The sequence below is a fragment of the Streptomyces tricolor genome (assembly GCF_002155905.1).
Classification (GTDB): Bacteria; Actinomycetota; Actinomycetes; order Streptomycetales; family Streptomycetaceae; genus Streptomyces; species Streptomyces tricolor.
This window is the reverse complement of the sequence record NZ_MUMF01000880.1, coordinates 1-1,158: the sequence shown is the minus strand read 5'-3', so window position 1 is coordinate 1,158 and position 1,158 is coordinate 1. Positions and strand designations below refer to the sequence as shown.

General features: G+C 78.3%; 1 protein-coding gene and 1 pseudogene. Both read left to right on the top strand.

What is annotated here, in order from left to right; genetic code table 11:
• Nucleotides 1-324 (top strand): annotated as a pseudogene (locus CCN44_RS47055) (hypothetical protein); the annotation flags it as partial.
• On the top strand, nucleotides 321-1,158 hold an 838-nt coding region (locus tag CCN44_RS41070), incomplete at its 3' end, for an MFS transporter (RefSeq protein WP_143650439.1). The pseudogene CCN44_RS47055 and the gene CCN44_RS41070, both read left to right, overlap by 4 nt.

Below are 1,158 nucleotides of genomic sequence, written 5' to 3'. Positions count from 1 at the left end.
CTGCACGACATCAACGCCGCCGCCTCCGTCTGCGACCGGCTGCACGTCCTGCACGCCGGTACCGTGGTCGCCTGCGGGCCGCCCCGCGAGGTCCTCACGCCCGCCCTGCTGGCCGAGGTGTTCGGGGTACGGGCGGCCGTGGTCGAGCACCCCCTCACCGGCGACCCGCTGATCGCCGTCGACCTCCGGGCCGCCCGTACCCCGAACACCTCGGCCAGCAGGGCGGGCGTGGTCGAGCACCCCCTCACCGGCGACCCGCTGATCGCCGTCGACCACCGGGCGCCGGCCGACGGCCCGTCCGCCGGGGGGAGGGGGCAGGGATGACACACCCCGGACCCGGCCCGGACCGCCCCGGCGGCGACCGCTGGCTGCCGGTGGCCGTGGCCGGCCTGCTGTCGTTCGTGGCCATGCTCGACATGAACATCGTCAACGTGGCCCTCGCGGACATCGCCGACGGCCTGCACGTCTCCGCCGCGACCGCCCAGTGGGCCGTACTGGGCTACCAACTCCCGGTCGTCGCCCTGCTGCTGCCCGCCGGGCGGTGGCTGGACGGCACCGGGACGCGCGCCGCCGTGCTGGCGGCGACCGCCGGTTTCGGCCTGAGCAGCGCCCTGGCCGCCGCCGCGCCCTGGGCGCCCTGGCTGATCGCCGCGCGTCTCGCGCAGGGCGCGTGCGGGGCGGTGCTCTTCGTGCTGATGCCCGTGCTGGCCCTCGGCTCGGTACGGCCCGGAATGCGCGGGCGGGCGATGAGCGTGCCCGCGACCCTGGGGCCGCTGGGCGCGGTGACCGGGCCGGCCGTGGGCGGGCTGCTGCTGGACCACCTGGGCTGGCGGGCCGTCTTCCTGGTCAAGCTGCCTGTCTGCGCGCTGGCACTGGCGTTGGCCTGGCGGGCGCTGCCCCGCGACGGCGGCCTGCGCCCGCCCGACCGGCGGTCGGTCGCGGACGCGTTGCTGGTCGCCTCGGGCGTGGCGGTGCTGCTGCTGGCGCTGACCCTGGCCGCGGACGGTCCGGCGTGGTCGCTGCTCGCGGTCGCCGCGCTGCCTCCGCTGTGGTGGTGGCTGCGCGGTCCGGGCGGCCGCCCGGTGACCGGGGTGCTGCGCGCGGCGGGACTGCTGCGCGCCCACGCGGCGGTGCTGGCGCTCGCGGCCGGCTTCGCCG